Below are 18,826 nucleotides of genomic sequence, written 5' to 3'. Positions count from 1 at the left end.
CGCGGCGGTGACGAACCGGACCACGAGCGCGGCGCAGACGACGGCGGCGCCCGCCACCGACAGCATCAGCCGCAGCGAGGGGGTGAGGGCGACGCGCGACGGCGCCGGGCGAGGGGAGGAGGGGGTGTGTCCAGGCGGCATGGGGCGCGACTGTCCGCCGGCCCGTCTTTCCGGCGTCTTACCGCGACGAGCCGGAGGTCACCCCGGTGCCGTCGCGATCGACGTCCCGTCGCCGGCCGTCCATCAGCCCTCAGGCCCCAGCCCTCGTGCCTCGCTCGGCGCCTGTCGCTCGGCGCCCGTCGCCTGTCGCCTGTCGCCTGTCGCCTGTCGCCTGTCGCCTGTCCGGGGCCCGCGCGACCCGGCCTTGGTAAGTGCGCAGTAAGACACGCCCTTCGAGGATGCGGCCTCCTTTCACCGCCCTCTCGGGAACTCTCATGCTCACGCAGAAACGACTCCTCTCGCTCGCCCGATCGCACAGCCGCACGGCGCTGGTGCGCGCCACCCTGTCTTCCGCCGCAGCGATCTGCGCCGCGGCCCCGTCGAGCGTGCTGGCGGCGGGTCCCGGCGGTCCGGGCGGCCAGGACGGCGAGTCCTCCTCTTCCTGGGGCTTGGGCGTGGGCGTGGTGAGCACCCAGAAGGCCTACAAGGACTTCGATCGCGAGACCAAGGCGCTGCCGATGATCCAGTACGAGAACCGCTGGGTGCGGGTCTTCGGTCCGGGCCTGACGGTGAAGCTGCCGCGCTGGCAGGTCGCGCCGGGCCATCAGGTCGACTTCGGTCTCGTGGCCAAGTGGGACGGCAGCGGCTACGAGGCCGGCGACGCGCCCATCCTGAGCGGCATGGCCGAGCGCAAGGGCGGCCTGTGGGCCGGCGCCAAGGCGAGCTGGAAGAGCGACATCGCCGAGCTGGGCGCCGAATGGACCGCGGATGCCTCGGGCCACAGCAAGGGCCAGCGCCTGGCCCTGACGCTGGAGCGCTCCTGGCGGCTGGGCAACCACGTCATGCTCACGCCGCGCCTGGGCGCGCAGTGGGTGGACAAGAAGTACGTCGACTACTACTACGGCGTCCGCGCCAACGAGGTCACCGCGACGCGGGCCGCCTACCAGGGCAAGTCGACGGTCAACGCCGAGGTCGGCCTGCGCGGCATGTACCTGTTCAACCCGAAGAACGCGGTCTTCGTCGACGTCGGCGTGACAAGCCTGGGCAGCGGCATCAAGGACAGTCCGCTGGTCGATGGCTCGACGGAGAATCGCGTCTTCGTCGGCTACCTGTACCGCTTCTGATGCCCCGCCGCGCACCGTCCCGGAGCCGCCCCTCGTGAAGCCAGGCTGGATGAACAGCCTCGCCTTGAAGGTGATGGTGGCCTACTGCGTCGGCGTCGCGCTGACGATCGCGACGCTGATGCTCGCCCTCGATGCGGTGACGACCTTGCGCGGCCCGATCTTCGTCGACGAGGACATCGCCGAATTCGCCGAGGAGCTCGGCGAGAAGCTGGTGTTCGACGCGACCGGCCAGCCCACCGGTTTCGACGCGGAGGGCCGGCGGCGCGAGTGGATGTTCGCCAAGCTCGAGGGCGACCTGGCCTACCGGCTGCTGGACGCTTCCGGACAGGTGGTGCTGGCCTCGCCGACGGACGCAGCCTTCTGGACGGCGGTCGGCCCGGCGGCCCGCCGGCTCAAGCCGGGCCACTTCGTCTTCGAGTACGGCGGCCAGGCGATGCGCGGCGCCACCGAGGCCGTCCCGCACCAGGGCCGCACCTGGTACCTGCAGCTGGCGGGCAGCGAGCGGCTCTTCGGGCTCTTCCACCTGGACTTCGCGCTGCCCTTCATGGGCATCGGGATGGGGATCTTCGGATCGGTGCTGCTGCTGGTCTTCGGCCTCTGCGCCTACCTGATGCTGCGCCGGGTGCTGCGGCCGCTGCACGAGGTCTCCGCCTCGGCGGCGGCCATCTCGCCGCGGCGGGTGCATGCGCGGCTGCAGGTCGACCGGGTGCCGACCGAGATCGTCCCGCTGGTCGACAGCTTCAACCGCGCGCTCGAGCGCCTGGAGCGCGGCTACCGGGTGCAGCAGGAATTCCTGGCCACCGCCGCGCATGAACTCAAGACGCCGCTGGCGCTGATCCGCGCGCAGGTCGAGTTCATGGCCACCGGCAAGGGACCCGACCTGCTGCTGCAGGACGTCGAGCACATGACCCGCCAGGTGCAGCAGTTGCTGCTGCTCGCCGAGGCCAGCGAGACGCAGAACTACGTCTTCACCCCCACCGACATGGGGGAGGCGGCGCGCGAGGCGGTGGCCTACCTGACCCGCATGGCGCTGGCCCGCGAGGTCACGCTGGAGATCACGGCGAGCCGCGATCGGGCCGGCCGCGCCGCGCCGCACGCGCCGACCGCCGCCGCGTCTCCGGGCGACACCGGCGATGCCAAGGCGATGGTCCATCCCGACGCTGGCGCCGAGGCGGGCCTCGCGGTGACCTGGGACGCCGACCGTGGCGCGCTGTTCACCTTGCTCAAGAACCTGCTGGAGAACGCGATCCAGCATGCGCCGGCCGGCAGCTGCGTGACGGTGGAGGTGGGCGAGTCACGGATCGCGGTGCGCGATCGCGGTCCGGGCGTCAGCCCGCATCAGCTGTCGCGGATGTTCGGTCGCTTCTGGCGCGGCGCCCACCGGCGCGATCACGGTGCGGGCCTCGGCCTGGCGATCTGTCAGGAGATCGCCGAGGCGCATGGCTGGACGCTGTCGGCGGAGCCCGAGGACCCGGGGCTGCGCATGGTGGTGACACGCGTCGCGCCGGGCTTGCGGTAGCCGGCCCGGCGGTGTTGCGGCCGGTCTACGGCGCAGGATGCACGGTGATGCCGGGGCGGCGCGGTCCCTCGGCGGCCCAGCGCCAGAGTGCCTGGGCCATCGCCTCGGCGGCCGCCGACAGCGCGCGGTCGCGGCGCCGGATCAGGTAGATGTGGCGCTGCAATCCGGTCTCGGCGATCGGGCGGGCGATCAAGTCCGGATGGGCGAAGTGGAACAGCGTCAGTGCCGGCACCAGCGTCACGCCGAGGCCGGCGACCACCATGCCGGCCACCGAGCTGAGTTGCTCGAGCGTCAGCACCGGCGCCAGCGGCCGGCCCGGCAGTGCCGCGTCCAGCGCCTGCCGCACGCTGCTGTGACGCGCCAGGCCGATCAGCGGCTGCCCCTCGAGCTCGGCCAGCGACGGCCGCCGACGTCGCGCCAGCGGATGGTCGCGCCGGCAGACCAGGAAGAAGACATCCGACAGGAAGGGCTCGACGGACAGCTCCGGCGCGGTGGCGCGCAAGGCGGCCAGCGCCAGGTCCGCGCGGCCGGACCGCACGCGCTCCACGCAGCTTTCCGACAGCACATCGGCCAGGTCCAGCTCGATGCCGGGATAGTCGCGACGGAAGGCCGCGAGGTGCGCGGGCAGCCATCCCGCCGCCAGCGCGGGCAACGCGGCCAGCGCCACCCGGCCGCGGCGCCGCGCGACATGGTCGCGCAAGTCGCCGGCGGCAAGCCGCATGTCGTGCAGCAGACGCCGGGCCGGCTCCAGGAAGAGCGCTCCTTCGGCGGTGGGCTCGACCGTCCGGGTGGTCCGGTCGAACAGCCGCGCGCCCAGGCCGTCCTCCAAGGTCCGGATCAATGCGCTGAAGGCCGGCTGCGACAGGTGGCAGCGCGCGGCCGCGCGGGTGAAGCTGCGCTCCTCGGCCAGCGCGACGAAGGCCGCCAGCTGGCGGGCCGACAGGTTGGCCAAGGGGAAGTCCGATGCGGACGACGAGGGCGGGCTCGACTGATTCATTGGTGATACGGATGAATGAATCCAAACAATCGAATTCTCCGATAAGGCCGGCACGACTAGAGTCGCCGTCATGGACCATCGCCAGGACACGATCAGCGCGACCGCCCCGACGCTTCCGAGCAGCACGGGCAGCACGAGCGGCGGGCTGCTGGTCGGCTGCGCGGCGGGCTTCTCCGGAGACCGCACCGACGCCGCCCGGCCGGTGGTGGACACGCTGATCCGGCTCGGGGGTCCGGCCGTGCTGATTTTCGAGACGCTGGCCGAGCGCACGCTCGCGCTCGCCCAGCTCGCGCGCCAACGGGATCCCGAGGCCGGCTATGAACCGCTGCTGGACGAGATGCTGCGGCCGGTGCTCGCCGACTGCCTGGCGCATCGCATCCCGATCGTCGGCAACTTCGGCGCGGCCAATCCGCCCGCGGCGGCCCGGCGCGTGGCCGCGATCGCGGCCGAGCTGGGCCTGCGGCCTCCGGTCGTCGCGGTGGTCGCCGGCGATGCCCTGGTGTCGCCAGCGCAGCGCGCGCTGCTCTCGGCGGCGCTGGCGCAGGAGGGCCCACCGCTGCCCGAGGGCGCCATCGCCAGCGCCAATGTGTACCTGGGTGCCGAGGGCATCGCCGACGCCCTGCGGCAGGGGGCCGATGTCGTGGTGACTGGCCGGGTGGCCGATCCGTCGCTGACGGTGGGGCCGGCGCTGGCGCATTTCGGCTGGGCGCCGGACGACTGGGACCGACTGGCCGGCGCCACGATGGCGGGTCACCTGCTGGAGTGCGGCGCCCAGGTCTGCGGCGGCTACTACGCCGATCCCGGCTTCAAGGAGGTGCCGGACCTGAGCCGGGTGGGTTTCCCGATCGCGCGGATCGACGCCGATGGCGCCTGCACGATCTTCAAGGCCGACGGCACCGGGGGCTGCCTCGATGTGCACACGGTCAAGGAACAGCTGCTGTATGAGCTGCACGATCCGGCCGCCTACCTGACGCCGGACGTCATTGCCGACATCAGCGCCGCGACCGTGACGCCTGTCGGCCCGGACGCGGTGCGACTGGCCGGCGTGCGCGGTCATCCTCGACCGGCGAGCCTCAAGGCCAATGTCTTCTACGCCAACGGCTGGTTGGCGGAGGGTGAGATCTCCTATGCGGGCCCGGGCGCCGAGGCGAGGGCCCGGCTGGCGGGCGAGGTGCTGCGGGCGCGGCTGGACACGCGGGACCGGCAGGGCCCGTTGCGGATCGACTTGATTGGTGTGATGAGCGTGCTGGGCGATGACGCCGGCGATGCCTTGCGGCGGCGCGCTGCCGGCGACGCCAGTGACGTGCGCCTGCGTGTCGCCGCGAACCATCCCGACCGCGCCGGCGCCGACCGCCTGACCCGCGAGGTCACGGCGCTCTACACCTGCGGTCCTGCCGGCGGCGGCGGCGTCCGCACGAATCTGCGTCCTCGTCTGGGCCTGCGCTCCTGCCTGTTCCCTCGAGAACAAGCCCCCGCCACCGTCACGCTGTCTTCGGTTGGCAGCGAGGGTGGGTGGGGCCGGAATGGGGCTTGGGGGTCCAGGAGGGATCCCCCATGCCCCGTGGAGGGCCCGCGCTTGGCCGACCGACCGGCGTTCGCCGAAGCAGCCTCGATCGCCGCTCCCCTCACGCCACTCGTCCCCCCGCCCCCGACGCGCCAGATCCAATTGCGCGCCGCCGCCCACGGCCGCACGGGCGACAAGGGCGACCGCTCCAACATCAGCGTGATCGCCTGGCACCCGGCGCTGTATCCGCTGCTGGTCGAGCAACTGACCGAGGAAGCTGTCGCGCGCCAGTTCGCGTCCCGCCGGCCGACGCGGGTGACGCGCTATCTGATGCCCCGACTGGGCGCGATCAATTTCGTGCTGGACGGCGTGCTCGACGGCGGCGTCAATGATGCGCTGAACCTCGACAGCCACGGCAAGGCCTTGTCCTTCGTCGTGCTGGCGATGCCGCTGACGGTGCCGGAACCGCTGCTCCCGTGGCTGCGAGGCCCGGGCATGGATCACAACGAGACGATGGAGACCCACCGATGACTGTCTTGACACCGACGACCCGCCGCCAGGCGGTGCTGGCCGCCGCGTGCGCCGCGAGCCTCGCCTGGACCGGCCTGGCGCAGGCGCAGCCCGGCGCCGCGGCCTATCCGAGCAAGCCGATCACGCTGCTTGTCCCCTTCGCCGCCGCCAGCGCGACGGACCAGCTGGCGCGAGCGCTGGGTCAGGCGATCACCGAGCAGACCCGGATCGCTGTCGTCGTCGACAACAAGGCCGGCGCCAGCGGCATGCTCGCTGCGCAGCAGGTCGCGCGTGCCGCGCCCGACGGCTACACGGTCCTGATCGCCACCAACACCACGCAGGCCGCCAATCCGCATCTCTTTCGCAAGCTGTCCTATGACCCGGTCAAGGACTTCGCGCCGGTCACCGGCCTGGGCAAGGGTGGCCAGGTCATGGTGGTCAAGGCCGACGGCCCGTACCGCAGCGTCGCCGACGTGATCGCGCGCGCGAAGCGGGAGCCCGGCAAGGTCAGCTTCGGCAGCGGCAGCGCCTCCAGCCGCGTCGCCGGCGAGCAGTTCCAGCAGCTGTCCCACACCCAGCTCCTGCATGTGCCCTACAAGAGCAATCCGCCCGCGCTGACCGACCTGATCGGCGGCCAGGTCGATTTCATGATCACCGACACGGCCACCGGCCTGCCGCAGATCAAGGCGGGCAAGGTGCGAGCGCTGGGCTTCTCGATGACGCGCCGCTCGCCGCTGCTGCCCGACGTGCCGACGATCGACGAGGCCGGCGTGAAGGGCTACGACATGAGCTACTGGTTCGCCGCCTACCTGCCGGCGGGCACGCCCGCGCCGGTCGTTCAGCGCCTGCGTGAACTGCTCGTCGCGGCGCTGCGCAGCGCGCCGGCGAAAGCCTTCTTCGAGAGTGCCGGCGTCGAGGCGTGGTCCAGCACGCCGGACGAGTTGCGCGCCTTCCAGGAGGCCGAGACCCGCAAGTGGGGCCAGATCATCAAGGCCGCCGGCATCGAGCCGGAGTGAGGGGAGCGGAGGCGACGAGCGCGCCTTCGCGTCAAGCGCCGCGGGCATCGCACGCCATGGCGGTCGGCCGGCACGGTTTCAGCGCGCCGACGGCGGCTCCGGCCAGCCCGGGCCGGGCAGGTGCTGCAGCTCCAGGCTGATGATCAGGCAGCAGGGCCGGCCCATGTACTCGAGCGGCTCCGCGTTGAGCACCGCCGGGTGGATGGTCCCGGCGGCGTCGCGCAGGCGGACCACCATGTCGGTCACCCGGCCTTGCGTGCCCAGCACGCGATAGAAGACATCGCGGTCCTCGGCGATCACGCCGTAGGCATGCGAGGCGGTGGTGGTGCCGGCCACCTCCTGCACCGTCTTGCCATAGCGCCGGCACAGCGCCTGGTTGGCCTCGACGATGCGGCGATCCTCCACCGACACGATCGCCATCGGCACCGGCGCGGCATCGAAGAGGCGCTGGAAGCGGTCCCGCCCCGCCTCGATCTCGCGCAGCGCGGCCGCGCGCGCGCGGCGGCTGTCGACGCTGTCCAGCGCGAACGACAGGTCCGCGCCCAGTTCCTCGAGCCGCGCCATCAGCTCGTCATCGAAGAAATCGGGCAGCCGCGCGCACAGCATCAGCGTGCCCGCGACCTCGCCCCCGCGGCAGATCGGGATCCATGCGATCGCCCGGATGCCTTGGGCGACGGCCTCCTCGCGCCAGCGGCCGGCCTGGGCGTCCAGCACGTAGTTGTTGCTGACGGCGCTGCGGCCGTCGCGCAGCACTCGCGCGGTGTAGGTGCCCTGGACTTCCGGCAGGCGCAGGTCCAGCGGGTCCGGCACGTTGCGCAGGACCTCCGCCGCCGGGCCGGCGAAGGCCACGCGGTGGGCCAGATCGCCATCGCGCAGGTAGACCGCGGCCAGCGCGGCATCGCCGGCGTCGACGCAGATCTGGCAAGCCTCATGGAAGAGCGCGCGTTCATCGTCGATGCGCAGCACCAGGCGATTCGCGCGCGCCATCGTCAGCAGCACGCGGCCCATGCGTTCGGCCTGGGCCAACGCCGCGCGGTGCGCACGGCGCTGGCGCGCGAGCCCCCACAGCAGGGCCGCGATGCAGGCCGCCATCAGCAGGACGAGGAGTGACGCTGCACTCATGGAGATTCCTTCGGGAGCGGGCAGGGCGGGCGACCGGCGCCGGGATTCACCGGCTCGCGGTCGCCCGTCGAGTATCCCCGTCCGTTCCCGGCGCGCGGCATCCGCGCGTCACCCGATCCCGGGATGGACGCGCGCGGCGGCAGGGGGCCGCCTTCGCACGAGGCGCCGCCGCGGCGCTCGCCTCCGGAGCGCCGGGAAGCCGTCGTCGCCGCCGCCGTGGCCGGCTCAGTACGCGAGCCGCAGCGAGACCGAGTAGTTGGCGGGCGCGCCGTAGTAGCTGTTGTCGTACTGGTCCAGCACGTAGTACTTGCGGTCCAGGAGGTTGTTGCCGTTGAGCTGCACCGACACCTTGGGCGAGACCTGGTAGCGCGCCATCAGCGACACGTTCGTCACGCTGCCCTGGCGCAGCGTCGTGCCGCCGCTGGGCGTGCCGGCCGCCGACGAACTGGCCGATTGCCAGTTCACGCCGCCGCCCAGCGTCAGCCCAGGCACCCAGCGCGCTGCATCCCAGGTCGCGAACAGCCGCACCATCGTGCTCGGGATGAAGCTACGGATGGTCTGGTCGTCGCCGTCCTTGGTGATGTAGCGGGTCCAGCCCAGCGACGCCTGCACGCCGTCGGCCACGCGGCCCGCCACCTCGAACTCGAAACCGCGGGTGCGGGTGCCGTCGACGCCCTGCGAAACCGCGGTGCCATCCGGCAGCAGCACCGGCGCGCCGGTCACCGGGTCGAGCACCGGGGCCGCGACGTTGTCCTGCTTCGTCTTGAACAGCGTCAGCGACGTGTTCAGGCGCTTGTTGAAGTGCTCGCCCTTGATGCCGACTTCCAACGAGTTGCCGTCCATCGGGTCCAGGTAATGGCCGTTGATGTCGCGGCTGCTCTGCGGCTTGAAGATGCCGGTGTAGCTGGTGAACACCGAGAACTCGGGCAGCACGTCCCACACCAGGCCGGCGTAGGGAATCGCCTTGGTGTAGTCGTACCGGGACGTCGTCGGCGAGTCGTAGACGTAGAAGGAATCGATCTTCCAGCGGCCGTAGCGCGAGCCGCCGATGAGCTTCAGCGAGTCCGTCAGCGACAGCCGCGCCGCGGCGTAGACGGCGTCCTGGTCGGTCTTGATGTCGTTCAGCGGCGTCGGGTCGGCCCAGGCGGGCTCGGGGTAGCTGCCGTTCCACTCGAAGAAGTTGCCCACCGGGGCGAGGTCGCCGGCCACTGCCTGTTCGGTGCCTTTGTTCTTCGCGCGCGAGCCGTTGTAGCCGACGACCAGCTCATGCTGGCGGCCCATCAGCTCGAAGGGGCCGGAGGCATACACGTCGAGCGCGGTCTCGGTGATCTTGCCCTTGCTGCGGTAGGCCCAGGGCTGCAGGCCTTCGCCGGTCGTCGGGTCGGGCCAGCCGGAGACGTAGAACAACTTGACGTCCTCCTTGTAGACGCGCCGGCTCAGCGTCGAGCGCAGCGTCCAGCCGTTGCCGAACTGGTGGCGCAACTCGCCGAAGACGGTCTGCGTCTTGCGGTCCCAGTAGGACCAGTCCGGTGCCGTGGTCACCGACGTCGGCCAGTCGGCCTGCGTGCCGTCGGAGAAGAACTTCGGGAACGAACCCCAGGTGTTGCCGCGCGGCTTGTTCTCCAGGTATTCGAAGCCGGCGGAGACGCGCGTGGCCGGCGTCAGGTCCGCGTCGACCACGCCATAGAGCACGTTGCGGCGCTTGTGATAGATGTCCTGGTAGGAGTCGGTGCTCTCGACCACCGCGACACCGCGGGCGCGGATGCGGCCATCGGCGGTCAGCGGGGTGGAGGCGTCGAGCTCCGCGCGGCGGTTGCTCCACGAGCCGGCGGTCAGCTTCAGCGACGCGGTCGCGGTGCGGCTGTCCGCGTGCTTGCGCACGAGGTTGATCGATGCCGCCGGGTTGCCCGCGCCGGTCATCAGGCCGGTGGCGCCGCGCACGACCTCGATGCGGTCGTAGAGCGCCGTGTCGATGGTCTCGTCCACCGAGCCGGTGCTGAAGTTGGTATGGGCCGGCACGCCGTCGTGCATCAAGGTGTCCACGAGGAAGCCGCGTGCGTAGAAGAGGACGCGCTCGGTGTCGTAGGCGTTGGAGTAGACGCCGGGCGTCACGTCCAGCACCTGGCGCAGCGAGGTCAGGTTCTGGTCGTCCAGGCGCTGCCGCGTCATGACGGTGATGGACTGCGGCGTCTCGCGCGGCGACAGCGTCAGCTTGGTGGCCGAGGCGGTGTCGGAAGCGGCATAGCCCTCGGCGCGCTGTCCGCTGACGGTCACCGGCGCGATGGTGACCGGCTTGCCGGCGTCATCGGGCGAGGCCGCCGAGGTGGCCGATGTGGCCGATGTGGCCGATGTGGCCGACGTCGCGGCGCTCCCTTGAGCGGCGACGGCCGCCGCGAACAGCGACGCGGCCGCGGCCACGCCGGCACGGCGGAAGGTCGAACGCGGAGCAGGGCGCCGGACCAGGCGCGGGAGGGATCGGATTCGCATGGCAACAGAAGACCTCGCCAGCGTCGTCGGCCGGCGGGGCTTTAAGAAAAGGGAAGTTGTTGATAGTAATTCCTATTTGAGAACATTCTCATTTGAGACGTGCGGACCGCGTGACGATCCGTGCGAGCTGTTGTCGAAATGGCACGGGCTCGCTCGTCGTGCAGGAGGTGGCGAGGCGTCGCCAGGGCTTGCCGGTTGCCCAATCGGCCGGCGACCCGGACGATGTCTCGCCGATCCTCGTTGCAATCCCTTGATGGAGAGTCCCATGCTTGCGAAGAACACCATTTGTGTCTGGTACGACCGCGATGCCGAGGAGGCCGCGCGCTTCTACGAGAAGACCTTTCCCGACAGCAAGGTCGGCCGCGTCACGCGGGCGCCCGGCGACTTTCCGTCGGGGCAGCAGGGCGATGTCCTGGTCGTCGAGTTCACCGTCTGCGGTGTCGCCTGCATCGGCCTGAACGGCGGGCCGCAGTTCAAGCAGACCGAGGCCTTTTCCTTCCAGATCGCGACCGACGATCAGGCCGAGACCGACCGCCTCTGGCACGCGATCGTGGACAACGGCGGCGCGGAGAGCGCCTGCGGCTGGTGCAAGGACAAGTGGGGCGTGAACTGGCAGATCACGCCGCGCGCGCTGACCGAGGCCCTGCACGATCCCGACCGCGCCGCGTCCAAGCGCGCCTTCGCGGCCATGATGGACATGCGCAAGATCGACATCGCGAAGATCGAGGCGGCGCGGCGGGGGTGATGGCGCTGCGCCTCACGGACCGGGCGGTGCGTCCTCACCGCTCGAACCGATACCCCACCCCATAGATCGACCGGATCCGGTCCGTCCCCGCGCCGGCGCGCTCGAGCTTGCGGCGCAGGTTCTTGATGTGGCTGTCGACCGCCCGCTCGGTGACCTCCCGGCCGTCGACGTGCAGCAGGTCCAGCAGCTGCGTCCGCGCGTACACCCGGCCCGGCTGCGTCGCCAGGATGTGCAGCAGCCGGAACTCGATCGGCGTCAGGTCCAGCGGCTGGCCGCGCCAGCTCGCCTTCCAGCCGGATTCATCGATGTGCAGCGGCTCGCTGCCCGCCGCGAAGGCCGCCACCGCGGCCGCCGTCGCCGCTTCATGCGCGCGGCTTCGTCGCAGCGCCGCCTTCACCCGCGCCATCACCTCGCGCGGGCTGAAGGGGTTCTTCGCGATGTAGTCGTCGGCGCCGGTCTCCAGTCCGGCCAGGCGGTCCGATTCGTCCGCCCGTGCCGTCAGCATCAGGATGGGCACGCTGCTGACCGCGCGCAGCTCGCGGCACAGCGTCAGTCCATCGATGCCCGGCAGCATCAGGTCCAGCAGGACCAGGTCGTGCCGCCGCGCCGTCCAGGCCGGGATCACCTCGCGCCCGTCGGCCACGCATTCGGGCTCGTGCCCGGCCGCGCGCAGGTAGTCCGCCAGCAGCGCGGACAGTTTCGGCTCGTCCTCGACGACCAGCACCCGGGACGGGCCCGGTTCCATCGGCATTGGCGCGAGGCCCGCTCCGTGCTCAGCCATGGACCGGCAGCTCCACCCGCATCCACAGGCCGCCCAGCGGCGAGGGGCGCGCCTCGATGCGGCCCTCGTGGGCCTCGGCGATGCGCTGGCAGATCGACAGTCCGAGTCCGGAGCCTCCGCCGCGCCGGCTGCGCGAGGCATCGACGCGGAAGAAGCGCTCGAACAGTCGCGGCAGGTGCTCCGGCCCGACGCCGGGCGAGGTGTCCTGCACATCGATCACCGCATGCTCGCCGCTGCGCCGGGCGCTGATGCTCAGGGCGCCGCCGGCATCGGTGTAGCGGCAGCTGTTCTCGAAGAGGTTACCCAGCAGCTGCCGCAAGCGGCGCTCGTCGCCGAAGACGCGCAGCGGCTGCTCCGGCAGGTCCAGCCGCAGCGACAGGCCGCTGCCGTGCAGGCGCTCGCCGAAGGCGCCGGCCGTGACGCCGATCAGCTCGCGCAGGTCGACCTCGGACTTGCGGTAGGCCAGCGCGCCGACGTCGGCCATCGACAGCTCGTGCAGGTCGTCGACCAGCTTGTGCAGGATGGCGACCTCGCCCTGCAGCGAACGCAGCGCCTGTGCGTCCAGCTTGCGGACGCCGTCCTCCAGTGCTTCCAATTCGCCGTGCAGCACGCCCAGCGGCGTGCGCAGCTCGTGCGAGACGTCGGCCAGGAACTCGCGCCGCATCGCCTCGTTGCGCTGCAGGGTCAGCGCCAGCTGGTTGAAGTCGCGCTGCAGGCCGGCGATGTCGTCATTGCCGGGCGTCTCGCGCACCCGCACGCCGAAGTCGCCCGCGGTCAGGCGGTGCGTTGCATCCGCCACCCGCCGCACCGGCTGCAGCAGCCGGCGCGAGATCCAGTACGCCACCCCGCCGGCCAGCAGCACCGCCGCGCCGCCGACCACCCAGGCCGAGCGCAGCTGCGCATCGTAGAAATGCTTCTCCGCGCCCGGACTGACCGATTCGATCGGGGTCAGCGCCAGCCAGCCCACGGTCAGGCCGTCCACGATGATGGGCCGCTCGATCGTCGGCTCGACCGGGCCGGCATAACCGGCCACCCGCTCGCGGTTCTCGTCGAACAGGGTGAAGCGCCGCGTCGCGCCGGTCAGGTCGGCCGGCCCGTGCTTGACCGCCGGCATCTCCGCTTCCGGCACCAGCGGCCGCAGCAGCCGGCCCCACAGCTCCGGCTTCTGGCGCAGGAAGTCCCAGCTCCTGCCGTTCTCCCGGTAGCCGGCGGTGACGCTGGTGCGCGCCAGTTCCAGCCGGTTGACCGCCTGCTCGTTGAGGTAGCCGATGAAGTCCCGGTTCAGGTTGATGTGCGAGAAAACGCCCATCGCCAGCGCCACCGCCATGGCGGTGCTGAAGACGGCGATGAACAGCCGGGCGGTGAGCGTGAAGGGGAGCTTCATCCAGACAACAGGGAGGCGAGTGGAGCAGGGCGGGCCGCATGATGACCGGCGCCGCGTGCGGCAGGCAAGCCGTCCGGGCGGAGCCCGCGCGGCGGACGCGATCTTCAAGGTGTCTCCACATTCGTGGGCCAGCATCCGCCGCCATGCCGAAGATTCTGACACCCCTCGCGCGCGCGGCCGGTCCGCGGGCGCCGATGCCACGCCCCGCCACGATCTCCCTGCTGGTCGCCCTGGCGACCGTCCTGGCCACCGGCTGCGGCGAAAAGAAGATCGCCGCCGCCAAGCCGGCGCCGCCCGAGGTGGGCGTGGTCATCGTCGCGACGCAGGACGCGCCGCTGGCGCTCGAGTTGCCTGGCCGGCTGTCCGCGAGCCAGGTGGCCGAGATCCGCCCGCAGGTCAGCGGCATCGTGCAGAAGCGGCTCTTCGAAGAAGGCACGACGGTGCGCGCCGGCCAGGCCCTGTACCAGCTCGACGCCGCCACCTACGAGGCGGAGCGCGCGCGCGCCGCGGCCGCGCTGCAGAAGGCCGAGGCGCAGGTGGCGGTCGCCCGCACCCGCGCCGAGCGCGATGCCGAGCTGCTCAAGGCCGACGCGCTCAGCCGCCAGAGTGCCGACGACAGCGCCAGCGCGCTGCGCCAGGCCCAGGCCGACGTGGCCGTGGCCCGCGCCGCGCTGGACGCCGCGCGGGTGCAGCTGGATCGCACCCGCATCGCGGCGCCGATCTCCGGCCGCATCGAGGTCTCCACCGTCACCGCGGGCGCGCTGGTCACCGCCAACCAGACGCAGGCGCTGACCACCGTGCAGCAGCTCGATCCGATGCATGTGGACATCGTCCAGAGCAGCGCCGAGATCCTCCAGCTGCGCCGCCAGCTCGAGGGCGAGGGCCGCAACGGCCAGGGCAACCGCCAGATCCGCGTCGTGCTCGAGGACGGCACCGAGTACCCGCGGCCCGGCACCTTGCAGGTCAGCGGCGTGACCGTGGACCGCGGCACCGGCGCGGTGACGCTGCGCGCGGTCGTGCCGAATCCGCAGGGGCTGCTGATGCCGGGCATGGTGGTGCGGGCGAAGCTGCTGGCAGGCGTCGACCGCGACGCGATCGTCGTGCCGCAGCAGGGTGTCACCCGGTCGCCGACCGGCGAGGCGACGGCGCTCGTCGTCGGCGAGGGCAACAAGACCGAGTTGCGCCGCCTCGTGCTCAAGCGCGCGATCGGCAACCAGTGGGTCGTCGCCAGCGGCCTGAAGCCGGGCGACAAGCTCGCCGTCGAAGGCCTGCAGCGGGTGCGGCCCAACCAGGTGGTGACGCCGGTGCCGGCCGGCGCCGGCAGGAAGAAGGGCAGCGAGCAGCCGGGCGCTCCGGCCGGCGGCGCCGCAAGCGCGGCGTCGGGCGCCGCTTCCGGTCCTGCCTCGGGCGGGAGCGTCTGATGGCCGCGTTCTTCATCGACCGGCCGATCTTCGCCTGGGTGCTTGCGATCGTCGTGATGCTCGCCGGCATCGCGGCGGTGCTCGGCCTGCCGCTGGAGCGCTATCCGGACATCGCGCCGACGCGCATCTCGATCAACACCAGCTATCCCGGCGCCTCGGCCAAGGCGATCGAGGACTCGGTCACCCAGGTCATCGAGCAGAACCTCAAGGGCATCGACGGCCTGTTCTCGATCGAGTCCACCAGCAATGCCTCCGGCGGCGCCAACACGCAGCTGAGCTTCGTCGCCGGCACCGATCCCGACCTGGCGCAGATGCAGGTGCAGAACAAGGTCTCGCAATCGCTCTCGCGGCTGCCGCAGGCGGTGCAGGCGCAGGGCGTGCGCGTCACCAAGGCAGGCTCCGAGCCGCTGATGGTGGTCATGCTGACCAGCGACGATCCGGGCGTCACGTCGGCGGACCTCGGCGACTACCTGTCCAGCACCCTGCAGGACATCATCAGCCGCATCGAGGGCGTCGGCGACATCAATGTCTTCGGCTCCGGCTATGCGATGCGCATCTGGCTGGACCCGGCGCGGCTGCAGCGCTATGCGCTGGTCCCCGGCGACATCCGCAACGCGCTGCTGGCGCAGAACACCGAGGTGTCGGCCGGCCAGCTCGGCGCGCAGCCGGTGCCGGACGGCCAGCGGCTCACCGCGATCATCACCGCGCGCGCCAAGCTGCAGACGCCGGAGCAGTTCCGCAACATCGTGCTGCGCGTGCAGCCGGACGGTTCCGCGCTGCGGCTCAAGGATGTGGCGCGCGTGGAGCTGGGCCGCGACAGCTACACCACCAATGTGCGCAGCAGCGGTGTCACCGCCGCCGGCATGGCGATCGTGCCGGCCAGCGGCGCCAACGCGCTGAAGACCGCCGAGCTGGTCAAGGCCAAGTTCAAGGAGCTCGAGCCCTTCTTCCCGCACGGCATGAAGGTCACCTTCACCTACGACACGACGCCGTTCATCAGCGTCTCCATCGAGGGCGTGGTCCACACGCTGATCGAGGCGATGGTGCTGGTGGTCGTGATCATGTACCTGTTCATGCAGAACCTGCGGGCGACGCTGGTGCCGGCGATCGCGGTGCCGGTGGTGCTGCTGGGCACCTTCGGCGTGCTGGCGTTGGCGGGGTACTCGATCAACACGCTGACCATGTTCGGCCTGGTGCTGGCCATCGGCCTGCTGGTCGACGATGCGATCGTGGTGGTCGAGAACGTCGAACGCCTGATGCGCGAGGAGGGCCTCAGCCCGCGTGACGCGACCCGCGAGAGCATGAAGGAGATCAGCGGCGCGCTGGTCGGCATCGCGGTCGTGCTGTCGGCGGTGTTCATCCCGATGGCCTTCTTCGGCGGATCCACCGGCGTCATCTACCGGCAGTTCTCGATCACCGTGGTGAGCGCGATGGTGCTGTCGGTGCTGTTGGCGATGAGCCTCTCGCCCGCGCTGTGCGCGACCCTGCTCAAGCCGGTCCACAAGGGCGAACACGCGGCCCACGGCGGGCCCTTCGGCAAGCAGCTGGACTGGTTCTTCGGCGGCTTCAATCGTGGCTTCGACCGTTTCACCGAGCGCTATGTGCACCGCGTCCGCTGGCTGACCGCGCGCGGCGTACGCAGCTTCATCGTCTACCTGCTGCTGATCGTGGGCCTGGCGGCGCTCTACAAGACGCTGCCGACCTCCTTCCTGCCGGACGAGGACCAGGGCGGCCTGCAGATCCAGGTCCGCATGGCGCCGGGCGCCACGGCCGAGCGGATGGAGGCCGTCGCCCAGAGCATCGAAGGCTACCTCGCCGACCAGAAGGAAGTCCAGTTCTACAACATCGTGCGCGGCGCGGGCGGCGACCAGGGCTCCGGCCAGGGCTTCATCCGCCTGACCGACTGGTCCGAGCGGACCGGCAAGGCGCAGGGCGCCGGCGCGCTGGCCGAGCGCTTCAGCCGCGAGCTCGGCAAGCGCGTGCGCGACGCCAATATCTTCGTCGTGCAACCGCCGACGGTGCGGGGCCTGGGGGGCAGCGCCGGCATCCAGCTGTTCCTGCAGGACCTGGGCGGCGTCGGCTCGGAGGCGCTCATCGCCGCGCGCGACCGCCTCATCGACCTGGCCAACCAGCGCCCCGAGCTGAGCCGTGCCCGGACCAACAGCCTGACCGAGACGCCGCAGCTGCAGATCGACATCGACGACCACAAGGCCGGCACGCTGGGCGTGACCACCTCGACGATCAACGACACGCTCTCGATCGCGCTGGGCAGCAGCTATGTGAACGACTTCCTCGACCGGGGCCGCGTCAAGCGGGTGCTGGTGCAGGGCGAGGGCGCCTACCGTGCCGATCCCGAGGCGCTGCGCTACTGGTACGTCCGCAACACCAGCGGCGAGATGGTGTCCTTCAGCGCCTTCGCCAAGGCCGGCTGGACCAATGGTCCCCGGCAACTGGTTCGCTACAACGGCAGCGCCGCCTACGAGATCCAGGCCGACGTCGCGCCCGGCGTGAGCTCGGGCGCCGCGATGGCGGCGATGGAGCAGGTGCTGCGCGAGATGCCGCCGGGCATCGGCTTCGAGTGGTCCGGCCGCAGCTACCAGGAGCGGCTCTCCGGCGACCAGGCGCCGATGCTGTATGCGGTGTCGGTGCTGTTCATCTTCCTGTGCCTGGCGGCGCTGTATGAGAGCTGGTCGGTGCCGTTCAGCGTGATGCTGGTGGTGCCGCTGGGCATCATCGGCGCGCTCGCGGCCAGCCACCTCGGCGGCCAGATGAACGATGTGTTCTTCCAGGTCGGCCTGCTGACGACGGTCGGCCTGTCGGCGAAGAACGCGATCCTGATCGTCGAGTTCGCCGAGACATTGCTGGGGCAGGGCATGGGCCTGCTCGAGGCCACGCTCAAGGCCTGCCGGCAGCGATTGCGGCCGATCCTGATGACCTCGCTCGCCTTCATGATGGGCGTGCTGCCGCTGGCTTACGCCAGCGGTGCGGGCTCCGGCTCGCAGCGCGCGATCGGCGTCGGCGTGCTCGGCGGCATGGGCAGCGCGACGCTGCTGGGCATCTTCTTCGTGCCGCTGTTCTACCTGTGGGTCAAGCAGCGCTTCAGCCGCGGGAAGCAGGGCGGGCGCGCGGCCGGCGCCGCCGTGAGGCAGGCCGACGAGGGCCACGGTGCCGGTGACGATGCGGCCGAGCCGGAGGCGCGGACATGAGGCGCGCTTCTTTCCTTGCCAAACCGGGATCCATGATCTTGACGACCCGATTCGCGGCGATCCCGCTGTTGCTGGGCCTGAGCGCCTGCGGCAGCCTGGTCCCGCCAACCGACATCCCGCGTCCGCCGCTGCGCGAGGACTTTCGTCCCGCAGCGGCATCGGCCTCGGCGGCCTCCAGCGCCGGGGCGTCGACCGCTGCATCGACTGAAGCAACGACGGGGGCATCGACCGCCGCTTCGCACGAGTGGCGCGGCTTCTTCGCCGACGCCCGGCTGGACGAGGTGGTCGGCCTCGCGCTCGACCAGAATCGCAGCCTGCGCGCAAGCGCGGCCGCCGTCGAGCGGGTGCGGGCGCAGTACCGCGTCACCGCGGCGGACCGTCTGCCGGAGATCGGCCTGGGCGCCTCGGCGACGCGTCAGCGCACCGCCAACGGCGACGGCGCGACGACGACCTACGGGGTGAACCTCGGCCTGGCGAGCTATGAGATCGACCTGTTCAACCGCCTCGGCAGTCTGGAGGGCGCGGCGCTGTCGCGTTTCCTCGCGGAGCAGGAGACGCAGCGCAGTGCGCGACTGAGCCTGGCCGCGGAAGTCGCGACCGCGTGGCTGTCGCTCGCGGCGGCGCAGCAGCGGCTGGTGCTCAACCAGGCGCTGCGGGACAGCCAGCAGCGCTCCCTCGACCTGGCGGAGCGGCAGTACGCGCTGGGCGCGGCCTCCGGCCTCGACCGGGCGCGGGCGCGCACGGCCTTCGAGGCGGCGCGCGGCGATGCGGCGGAAAGCGTCGGCGCGGTCACGCAGGCGCGACTGCAGTTGGAGCTGCTCGTCGGCCAGCCGGTGCCGGATCGGCAGAGT

13 protein-coding genes and 1 pseudogene are annotated in these 18,826 nt (G+C 71.3%); 9 read left to right on the top strand and 5 right to left on the bottom strand.

Annotation, left to right across the window (positions count from 1 at the left end; translation table 11 throughout):
* Window positions 1-434: 434 nt before the first annotated feature.
* Entirely contained in the window at window positions 435-1,283 is an 849-nt protein-coding gene (locus tag CS062_RS22685; RefSeq protein ID WP_099863897.1) for a MipA/OmpV family protein, read from the top strand.
* Window positions 1,284-1,332: 49 nt separating this feature from the next.
* Window positions 1,333-2,802 carry a sensor histidine kinase gene (locus tag CS062_RS27330; protein WP_303645165.1) on the top strand — a complete coding sequence of 490 codons (1,470 nt, stop codon included), beginning with the start codon at window positions 1,333-1,335 and terminating at the stop codon, window positions 2,800-2,802.
* A gap of 25 nt (window positions 2,803-2,827) precedes the next feature.
* On the opposite strand, the gene CS062_RS22675 is transcribed toward CS062_RS27330, so the two are convergent.
* On the bottom strand, window positions 2,828-3,799 hold the full coding sequence (locus CS062_RS22675; protein ID WP_099863895.1) for a LysR family transcriptional regulator: 972 nt from the start codon (window positions 3,797-3,799) through the stop codon (window positions 2,828-2,830).
* Between the two features lie 70 nt (window positions 3,800-3,869).
* Between CS062_RS22675 and CS062_RS22670 the strand changes: the two are divergent.
* The 3 genes and pseudogenes from CS062_RS22670 to CS062_RS22665 form a co-directional block, all read left to right on the top strand.
* Window positions 3,870-5,279, top strand: a pseudogene (locus CS062_RS22670) (acyclic terpene utilization AtuA family protein); the annotation flags it as partial.
* 81 nt (window positions 5,280-5,360) lie between these two features.
* Complete coding sequence (locus tag CS062_RS27460) at window positions 5,361-5,834, top strand: AtuA-related protein (protein ID WP_438270497.1); 474 nt, start codon at window positions 5,361-5,363, stop codon at window positions 5,832-5,834.
* Complete coding sequence (locus tag CS062_RS22665) at window positions 5,831-6,829, top strand: Bug family tripartite tricarboxylate transporter substrate binding protein (RefSeq protein WP_099863892.1); 999 nt, start codon at window positions 5,831-5,833, stop codon at window positions 6,827-6,829. Before CS062_RS27460 ends, CS062_RS22665 begins: the two co-directional genes overlap by 4 nt.
* A gap of 78 nt (window positions 6,830-6,907) precedes the next feature.
* Here the strand turns inward: CS062_RS22665 and CS062_RS22660 are convergent, their stop codons facing one another.
* Together CS062_RS22660 and CS062_RS22655 are read right to left on the bottom strand one after the other, a co-directional pair.
* Window positions 6,908-7,951 (bottom strand): GAF domain-containing protein, encoded by a 1,044-nt coding sequence (locus CS062_RS22660; RefSeq protein WP_099863891.1) that lies wholly within the window; start codon window positions 7,949-7,951, stop codon window positions 6,908-6,910.
* Between the two features lie 225 nt (window positions 7,952-8,176).
* The gene (locus CS062_RS22655) at window positions 8,177-10,438 is read right to left on the bottom strand and encodes a TonB-dependent siderophore receptor (RefSeq protein WP_099863889.1); all 2,262 of its coding nucleotides are present in this window, start codon (window positions 10,436-10,438) and stop codon (window positions 8,177-8,179) included.
* Between the two features lie 265 nt (window positions 10,439-10,703).
* Between CS062_RS22655 and CS062_RS22650 the strand changes: the two genes are divergently transcribed.
* Entirely contained in the window at window positions 10,704-11,183 is a 480-nt protein-coding gene (locus CS062_RS22650; protein WP_099863887.1) for a VOC family protein, read from the top strand.
* 34 nt (window positions 11,184-11,217) lie between these two features.
* Here the strand turns inward: CS062_RS22650 and CS062_RS22645 are convergent, their stop codons facing one another.
* Window positions 11,218-11,964 carry a response regulator gene (locus CS062_RS22645; protein ID WP_199174326.1) on the bottom strand — a complete coding sequence of 249 codons (747 nt, stop codon included), beginning with the start codon at window positions 11,962-11,964 and terminating at the stop codon, window positions 11,218-11,220.
* Complete coding sequence (locus CS062_RS22640; RefSeq protein ID WP_099863884.1) at window positions 11,957-13,348, bottom strand: ATP-binding protein; 1,392 nt, start codon at window positions 13,346-13,348, stop codon at window positions 11,957-11,959. The genes CS062_RS22645 and CS062_RS22640 overlap by 8 nt, the downstream gene beginning before the upstream one ends.
* A 143-nt stretch (window positions 13,349-13,491) precedes the next feature.
* Between CS062_RS22640 and CS062_RS22635 the strand changes: the two genes are divergently transcribed.
* The 3 genes from CS062_RS22635 to CS062_RS22625 form a co-directional block, all read left to right on the top strand.
* On the top strand, window positions 13,492-14,769 hold the full coding sequence (locus tag CS062_RS22635) for an efflux RND transporter periplasmic adaptor subunit (RefSeq protein ID WP_099863883.1): 1,278 nt from the start codon (window positions 13,492-13,494) through the stop codon (window positions 14,767-14,769).
* The gene (locus tag CS062_RS22630; protein ID WP_099863881.1) at window positions 14,769-17,975 is read left to right on the top strand and encodes an efflux RND transporter permease subunit; all 3,207 of its coding nucleotides are present in this window, start codon (window positions 14,769-14,771) and stop codon (window positions 17,973-17,975) included. The genes CS062_RS22635 and CS062_RS22630 overlap by 1 nt, the downstream gene beginning before the upstream one ends.
* A gap of 38 nt (window positions 17,976-18,013) precedes the next feature.
* On the top strand, window positions 18,014-18,826 hold an 813-nt coding region (locus CS062_RS22625), incomplete at its 3' end, for a TolC family protein (protein ID WP_158238900.1).

Origin of the sequence: Roseateles chitinivorans, assembly GCF_002761755.1 — a bacterium.
GTDB classification, from domain to species: Bacteria; Pseudomonadota; Gammaproteobacteria; order Burkholderiales; family Burkholderiaceae_C; genus Roseateles; species Roseateles chitinivorans.
This window is presented reverse-complemented; position numbering and strand designations above follow the sequence as displayed.